The following is a 7,521-nucleotide window of genomic DNA, read 5'->3' on the forward strand; positions in this document are numbered from 1 at the left end:
GCCGATCCGCGATGGTTTTTTAAGAAATCACCTCCCTCTTCGGTGCGACGCAGTTGAGAACGAAGGCGAAGAACCGCTTCAAGGCAAGCGCGGCGACCGCAAGCAGGAAAAAAGGGGAAACAAGTCACAACTTGACCACTGCGTAACCAAAAATCCATAGTCAGTGGCTCACTTCTCGATGGGAAAACCGGCTCAGTTCTGGGTGAAAAACAACAACGGGCCGAATAGCGTGAAATTCTTTCGATAGGGCGTACCTGTCACCACAGCTACGAGGTCCTGAGGTCCTGAGCCAGCCGACATCCCCCAAACGGGTGGCGACAACAAAAATTGGTATGATATCTTACGCATGTGGGCAATTGGGGAGTAAGGAATATGGCCTTGTGGACAGCACTGTCCTGCAATGCATGCGGGAACCAACTACTGGAGAGGGTATCTAGGCTCCAGCGCTCCAGGCAGCTAAAGTGTCAATGCGGCATGAAAGTCCGCAATCCGTTTCTGGATACGAATGCAGGGAGCGTTCCGCCTGCCTCCAGGGCAGCGCCACTCCGCTTCATGAAAGTAAATGCGGCCCCTTTTCGCAAATTTATTTTCATCCGTGCATAGATCGTTTTTTCAAATTGATATATGCTTGGCTAGGGCACATTCTTGCGAAGCGATATTGCGCGACTGAAGGGGAAGCTTTGACTTTTTACTCATCCGTTCGTGACGTCTACAGAGGGGCACTTCGCAAGCGCGGGGTGCCCTTTCTGCTTTGAGTACCTGCCGAATGGGCCAGAGCTTGGTCCCTGGCTGCTGGATGTCGACCCGGACTATCGACTACCATGTCGCGGGATAGAAGCCCTGCCCTCGCGGCCATCACCCCCAAGCATAACCCATTTTGAGTGTCGTAGGCTCCAATGGGGTATGTATTATAAATGATCGTTAATGATATTTTTCTGCGCGTCGGATTGCCGCATCCTAGGCGTGGCTTTGCGCGTCTCAAAACCCGTCTTGAAACCTCCGTGTCAAAAGACCAAGTTGACGACGACTTCTGTGATAGGGATTCCCACCGCATGCGCATCGGCTATGTCCAGGTATCAACGACGGACCAGAGTCCGGATCTGCAGTCGCAGGCGCTGGCAGCGGACGGCTGCGAACGCATCTTCTGCGATATCGCATCAGGCACCAGCGCCACGCGCCCCGAGCTGGCCCGTGCCCTTGATATGCTCCGCCCAGGTGACCACCTCGTGGTGTGGAAGCTTGATCGACTGGGCCGGTCCCTCCCCGATCTGATCCAGCTCGGGGCGCAGATTGAAGCCAAAGGGGCGGATCTCGTATCGCTCACGGATCGCATAGACACCTCGTCGGCCGGCAGCCGGTTGTTGTTTCGTCTGCTCGGCGCGATTTCGGATTTTGAACGGTCCCTCGTCCGCGAAAGAACACTTGCCGGTCTGGCCGAAGCCAGGCGCAAAGGCCGGACGGGCGGACGCCCCAAGGCAATGACAGACAAGGACCTGGCAGCTGCCCGGGCACTGATCGTTGGGGGACACTCAGTGCGGGAGGCCGCCGGGCGAATTGGCGTCAGTGTGCCGACGCTCTATCGCTACTTGCGGCAGTGATGCTGACAGCAGGCTTCATGCAACGCACTTTCTGCATAAGCCTTTTGTCATGGCGGGGTCATCCCTGCCCGGAGGCGAACGCGCCCCTCAATGGCGCCGTAGAGAGCCGAAGGCGCGTCTGAACTCGCAGCGATGCAGCGACCTGGCTGTCGCCTCGTTGATCTCGCTGGCATTGAAGTCGAAGCCGGAAAGGCCCTTGTAGGCAGGAAAGCGGGCCGTCTTCATGTGATAGGCGATGGACCGGACCTCGCGTTCGGCCAATTCAGCCTTCAGTCACTGCGGCAGGACCGGAATGGAGCCCTCAAAGGCTGGCGCACTTGTTCGATCAGGTCGGTGACGGCTTGGGCCATGCCACACATTTTGAGGCTGCGGAGCTTGATGACGATGGAGCCGCTGGCAGGGTCATGACGCATGACGGCCTCCCCCATAGCGTTCGACATTGGCCCTGGGCTCACGGCGCAGGACCAGTGCCTGCGGCGTATTGAGATCAGGTTCGCAGTTCGTCTTGCCGTCGATCAGGCGGTGCAACAGATTCAGGACATGCGTTTTGGTGGGCCCACCCCCAGCCAGGGCGAGCTCCACGGCGGTGAGTACGGCCTGTTCATCATGATGCAGCACCAGAGCGAGGATATCGACCATCTCGCGGTCACCGCCCGGTTTGCGCAACATCTGATCCTGCAACTGCCTGAAGGCGGGCGGCAACTCCAGGAAGGGCGCACCGTTCCGCAGCGCCCCTGGCTTGCGCTGGACGACCGCCAGATAATGCCGCCAGTCATAGGTTGTCCGCGGCGGCAGGTGGCTGCATTGGATGATCCGCGTGTGTTCGCACAGGATATTACCCTCGGCTGCCACGACCAGCCGGTCCGGATAGACCCGCAGGCTGACAGGACGATTGGCAAAGGAGGCCGAAACGCTGTAGCGGGTGCGCTCGAAGCTGATCAGACAGGTGGGCGAAACACGTTTGCTCATCTAGCTGAAGCCGTCGAAGGCAACGGGCAGCGGCATCAGGGCGGCCCGTTCTTCGGCCCAGACACCGGCGATCGCGCCGGGCAGCGAACCATGCGCCGTTTCCCGCCACAGCTCGAGGCAACGGCGTTCCAGCCAGGCATTCAGCTCCGCAAGGTCAGGGAAGCCCGGCATCGTGTGTAGTACCTGGTGGCGGGAATCCCGGACGTTCTTCTCAGCCTGGCCTTTCTCCCATCCTGCTGCCGGATTGCAGAACTCGGGCTCGTAGACATAGTGGTTTGTCATGGCGAGGAAGCGGATATTGACCTGACGCTCCTTGCCACGGCCAACACGACCCACCGCTGTCTCCATGTGTCATAGATCCCGCGCCCGGGAACGCCGCCGAAGACAGGGAACCCATGCCAGTGCGCATCGAACAGCATCTTATGGGTCTGCAAGAGATAGGCGCGCAGCAGGAAGGCCCGGCTGTGAGACAGCTTGATATGCGCCATCTGCAGCTTCGTGCGTTCACCGCTCAAGACAGCAAAATCCTCACTCCAGTCGAACTGGAAGGCTTCCTGCGGATTCCGACGGGACCGGCCGGGTGTTGATTTCCGCTGAGAAGTGACCCGGGATTTGGGGAAATTTCCGCTGGGATTTGACCCATGTTTTGACCTCACCCTTGCTGTTTTCAGCGGGGGGCAACGGAGTGATAGACATGGCTTTGTTGAGCGTTCTCCGTCGCTGGTTTCTTCGTGACCAGCTGTCGATCCGGGAGATCTCGCGTCGGACCGGACTTTCCCGCAACACTGTGCGCAGATACCTGCGTTCGGATGTGTCCGAACCCACATTCAGGGTTCCCGAACGGCGCAGCAAGCTGGATGAATTTGCTGAAATGCTGTCAGCCTGGCTGAAGGTCGAGGCCGGCCGTTCACGCAAGCAGAAGCGTACAGTCAAGCAGTTGCATGCTGACCTTGTAAGCCTTGGGTATGGGGCCTCCTGCAGCCGGGTCGCGGCGTTTGCCCGGGCGTGGAAGCAGGACCGCCAACGTGAGCAGAACACGGTTGGCCGCGGGGCTTTTGTTCCCCTGGCGTTCGGGCCCGGTGAAGCCTTCCAGTTCGACTGGAGCGAAGACTGGGCGATCATCGACGGCGAACGGGTGAAGCTGCAGGTCGCACACGCAAAACTGTGCTGCAGTCGCGCTTTCCTGGTTCGGGCCTACCCGTTGCAGACCCACGAGATGCTGTTCGACGCCCACGCCCATGCATTCCGGGTGTTCGGCGGCGTGCCGCGGCGGGGCATCTACGACAACATGAAAACGGCTGTCGACCGTGTATTGCGCGGCAAGGAGCGGCAGGTGAACGGCCGCTTCCAGGCGATGGTCGGCCATTATCTGTTTGAAGCCGAGTTCTGCAATCCGGCGTCTGGCTGGGAAAAGGGGCAGATTGAGAAGAACGTGCAGGATGCCCGCCACCGGCTCTGGCAGCCAACGCCCAGCTTCTCCACGCTGGAAGCGCTGAATGACTGGCTGGAGGAGCGCTGCAAGGCATTGTGGCAGGAGATCCCACATGGACGTCTGCCAGGAACCGTAGCTGACGTTTGGGCGGATGAAGCGCCAGCGTTGATGCCGCTGTCCCGACCGTTCGACGGCTTTGTGGAATACAGCAAACGCGTCTCGCCCACCTGCCTCGTGCACCTGGAGCGCAACCGGTACAGCGTGCCGGCGTCTTTCGCCAACCGGCCGGTGAGCCTGCGTGTTTATCCGGACCGGATTGTCGTTGCCGCCGAAGGCCGGATCGTTTGCGAGCACAGCAGGATCGTCCAGCGGTCGCATAACCGGCAGGGCCAGACCGTTTATGACTGGCGACATTACCTGGCCGTTGTCCAGCGCAAGCCCGGAGCCTTGCGCAACGGAGCCCCATTCGCCGAATTGCCCGATGCCTTCAGACATCTGCAGCAGCATCTCCTCCGGCGCCCCGGTGGCGACCGGGAAATGGTGGAGATTCTGGCGCTCGTTTTGCAGCATGATGAGCAGGCGGTGCTGTGCGCTGTGGAAATGGCCCTGGACGCTGGCGTCCCCACCAAGACGCACATCCTCAACCTCTTGCACAGGCTGGTTGACGGCAAGGCACAGACGCCGGCTGCCATCACTGCCCCCCAGGCGCTGATCCTGACGTGTGAACCACGCGCCGATGTCGATCGCTACGACGCACTGCGCCTCGCCGGACAGGAGGGACGCCATGCGTCATGATCCTGCCAGCGCCGCCATCGTCATTATGCTGCGCAGCCTGAAGCTGCCTGGAATGGCCCAGGCCGTGAATGATCTGCTCGAGCAGGGATCGCCGGCATTCGAAGCAGCGATGCCTGTCCTCATGCAGCTGCTCAAGGCGGAAACGGCTGAACGGGAGGTGCGCTCCATCGCATACCAGATCAAGGCCGCGCGCTTCCCCGCCTACAAGGACCTTGCCGGCTTCGACTTCTCTTCCAGTGAGACTGGCGAGGCTCTGGTCCGCCAGTTGCACCGCTGCGAATTTATCGGGCAGGGAGAGAATATTGTCCTTGTCGGTGGCCCCGGCACTGGCAAAACCCACATTGCCACGGCGCTTGGCGTTCAGGCCATCGAGCACCACCGAAAGAAAGTTCGCTTCTTCTCCACCGTGGAACTGGTCAATGCCCTTGAGCAGGAAAAGGCACAGGGCAAGGCCGGGCAACTTGCTGATCGCCTGTCCCGGCATGATCTCGTGATCCTGGATGAACTCGGCTATCTGCCGTTCAGTCCGTCGGGAGGGGCATTGCTCTTTCACCTTCTGAGCAAGCTGTACGAACGGGCGAGCGTCATCATCACCACCAACCTGAGCTTCAGTGAATGGGCGGACGTCTTTGGAGATCCAAAGATGACAACCGCACTGCTCGATCGCCTGACCCATCACTGCCACATCGTCGAGACCGGCAACGACAGCTTCCGTTTCAGGGCAAGCGCAACTGCCGCGAAAACACAAACGCGAAGGGCGAAAACTTGACCCACCCGATAACTACGGCACCATAAAACCCGTGGGTCACTTCTCGGTGCAAATCCCGGGTCACTTCTCAGCGGAAATCAACATCCTCTTCTTCGGCATCGCAGGCTCCGTCTCGCGTGAAACGGAAATCCTGATGCCCGAGTGGCTGCCCCAGAGCGCTCATACCCCCGGCTGGTGACCGGTCATTGATCGGAATGGTGGCCGGAGAGTTATCGGAAACCCGGCCGGTCAATTAACGGAATGATGGCCGATCGAAATCGGAATCCGCAGCTTCCCCCCGGCGGAATGAAAGTGGAACAAAGGTTCCGCTTCCCGTGGCTTGCTACTCGCGCTGGCAATCATCACGCCATCCCCGCGCAAAGGCTGCCACGCGGCCATAGGAGCCGGTGAAGCCAAGAGCCACGAGATCGGCATGCGGCTGTTTCAGCGTGAGCCGTTGCTTGCGGGACTTCCCAGCCTGGCTCTTCAGCCAGTCAGCCAGCTTCCCGGCAAAGGGATCGAGTTTGCTCGGCCGCTCCGACGTAGCGAACCTCGGCTCGATTGTGTCTGAGGCCAGATGCTTGGTCACGGTATTCCGGGACAAACCTGTGCGACGCGAAATCTCGCGGATCTGCAGCTTCTGTCGCAAGTGCATCCGGCGGATGATGTTTGAAAGTCAGAGGTGGTCCCACAATTTCGGACCAGTCGTTAAGCTCGATGAGCTGACGAAGGACGAGCAGTATGACACGCAAGCGCTATTCGGCTGAGTTCAAGGCGAAGGTCGCGTTGGAGTCGATCCGCGAAGAACTGACGACGGCTGAGCTGGCCAAAAAATACGATATTCATCCGACGATGATCAGCGGCTGGAAGCACACGGCGATCGAGAACATGGCGGCTGCTTTTGACAGCCCGGCGCCTGCTGCGCCCCAGATCTCCGGGAAGGAGGTTGAGAAGCTCCATGCGAAGATTGGCCAGCTCGTCATTGAACGGGATTTTTTTCGGCAGCCTCCAGGCTCATTCCCGGTGCTGGAGGCAAAAAGCGGTGAAGCCGGATCATCGGGATCTGAGCGTACGTCGGCAATGTAGCCTGCTGTCACTGACCCGCTCTGGCCTCTATTACCATCCGCGCGGTGAAAGCGCGGAGAACCTCACGCTCATGACGCTCATCGACCGGCAGTTTCTGGAGACGCTGTGGTACGGCTCGCGTCAGATGGCGCGGCATCTGCAGCGGGAGGGACATCCATACGGGCGTCACAGGGACCGTCGGCTGATGAGACTGATGCGTGTCGTGCCGATTTATCAGGAGCCAAAGACCAGCAAAAGGCACCCGGAGCACCGTATTTACCCGCATCTGCTCAAGGATCTGGCCATTGCCCGCCCCAACCAGGTGTGGTGCGCGGATATCAGCTACATTCCGATGCGCCGGGGGTTCCTGTACCTTGTGGCCATCATGGACTGGCACAGCCGCAAGGTGCTGAGCTGGCGACTGTCGAATTCCATGGATGCGGGCTTTTGCGCCGAAGCGCTCGAGGAAGCGCTGGCCAGATATGGTGTGCCCGAGATTTTCAATACGGATCAGGGATCGCAATTCACCAGCACGGATTTCACCAGAGTGCTGCTGGACGCCAACGTGAAGATATCCATGGATGGCCGCGGCCGCCGGATCGACAACCGGATGATCGAAAGGCTGTGGCGGTCGCTGAAGTATGAATGCGTCTACCTGAACGCCTTTGAAACTGGATCGGAAGCCCGCAAGGGCATCAATTCTCAGTGGAAATTACCCGGTAAACCGGCTCAGTTCTGGGTGAAAACAACACTTGGTGGATTTCGTCAAACTCCCCGCAATCACTATTTTGCTTGAATAGCTAAATCACGCTACGATCTAAAGCGCCACCAAGCTTGCGAGCGGCACGGCTTGCAGGATGTATTTGAAACCGACCTTCAGGTCGGACTGGGGGACCATGACGATATCGCCAGGG

At 59.5% G+C, this 7,521-nt stretch carries 3 protein-coding genes and 4 pseudogenes; 4 read left to right on the forward strand and 3 right to left on the reverse strand.

Going from position 1 to position 7,521, the window contains the following annotated elements; genetic code table 11:
- Nucleotides 1-914: 914 nt before the first annotated feature.
- The gene (locus IE243_RS14060) at nt 915-1,598 is read left to right on the forward strand and encodes a recombinase family protein (RefSeq protein WP_244643170.1); all 684 of its coding nucleotides are present in this window, start codon (nt 915-917) and stop codon (nt 1,596-1,598) included.
- A gap of 120 nt (nt 1,599-1,718) precedes the next feature.
- On the opposite strand, the pseudogene IE243_RS14065 reads toward IE243_RS14060, so the two are convergent.
- A pseudogene (locus tag IE243_RS14065) lies at nt 1,719-2,011 on the reverse strand (ATP-binding protein); the annotation flags it as partial.
- A pseudogene (istA, locus tag IE243_RS14070) lies at nt 2,001-3,127 on the reverse strand (IS21 family transposase); the annotation flags it as partial. The pseudogenes istA (IE243_RS14070) and IE243_RS14065, both read right to left, overlap by 11 nt.
- A 134-nt stretch (nt 3,128-3,261) precedes the next feature.
- Here istA (IE243_RS14070) and istA (IE243_RS14075) point away from each other — a divergent pair.
- The gene (istA, locus tag IE243_RS14075) at nt 3,262-4,794 is read left to right on the forward strand and encodes an IS21 family transposase (protein ID WP_191320020.1); all 1,533 of its coding nucleotides are present in this window, start codon (nt 3,262-3,264) and stop codon (nt 4,792-4,794) included.
- Complete coding sequence (gene istB / locus IE243_RS14080; protein ID WP_191320021.1) at nt 4,784-5,563, forward strand: IS21-like element helper ATPase IstB; 780 nt, start codon at nt 4,784-4,786, stop codon at nt 5,561-5,563. Before istA (IE243_RS14075) ends, istB begins: the two co-directional genes overlap by 11 nt.
- A gap of 346 nt (nt 5,564-5,909) precedes the next feature.
- Here istB and IE243_RS14085 read toward each other — a convergent pair.
- Nucleotides 5,910-6,197, reverse strand: a pseudogene (locus IE243_RS14085) (IS21 family transposase); the annotation flags it as partial.
- Between the two features lie 86 nt (nt 6,198-6,283).
- Here IE243_RS14085 and IE243_RS14090 point away from each other — a divergent pair.
- Nucleotides 6,284-7,307, forward strand: a pseudogene (locus IE243_RS14090) (IS3 family transposase); the annotation flags it as partial.
- Between the last annotated feature and the right edge of the window lie 214 nt (nt 7,308-7,521).

Source organism: Camelimonas fluminis (assembly GCF_014656355.1).
Lineage (GTDB): Bacteria > Pseudomonadota > Alphaproteobacteria > Rhizobiales > Beijerinckiaceae > Camelimonas > Camelimonas fluminis.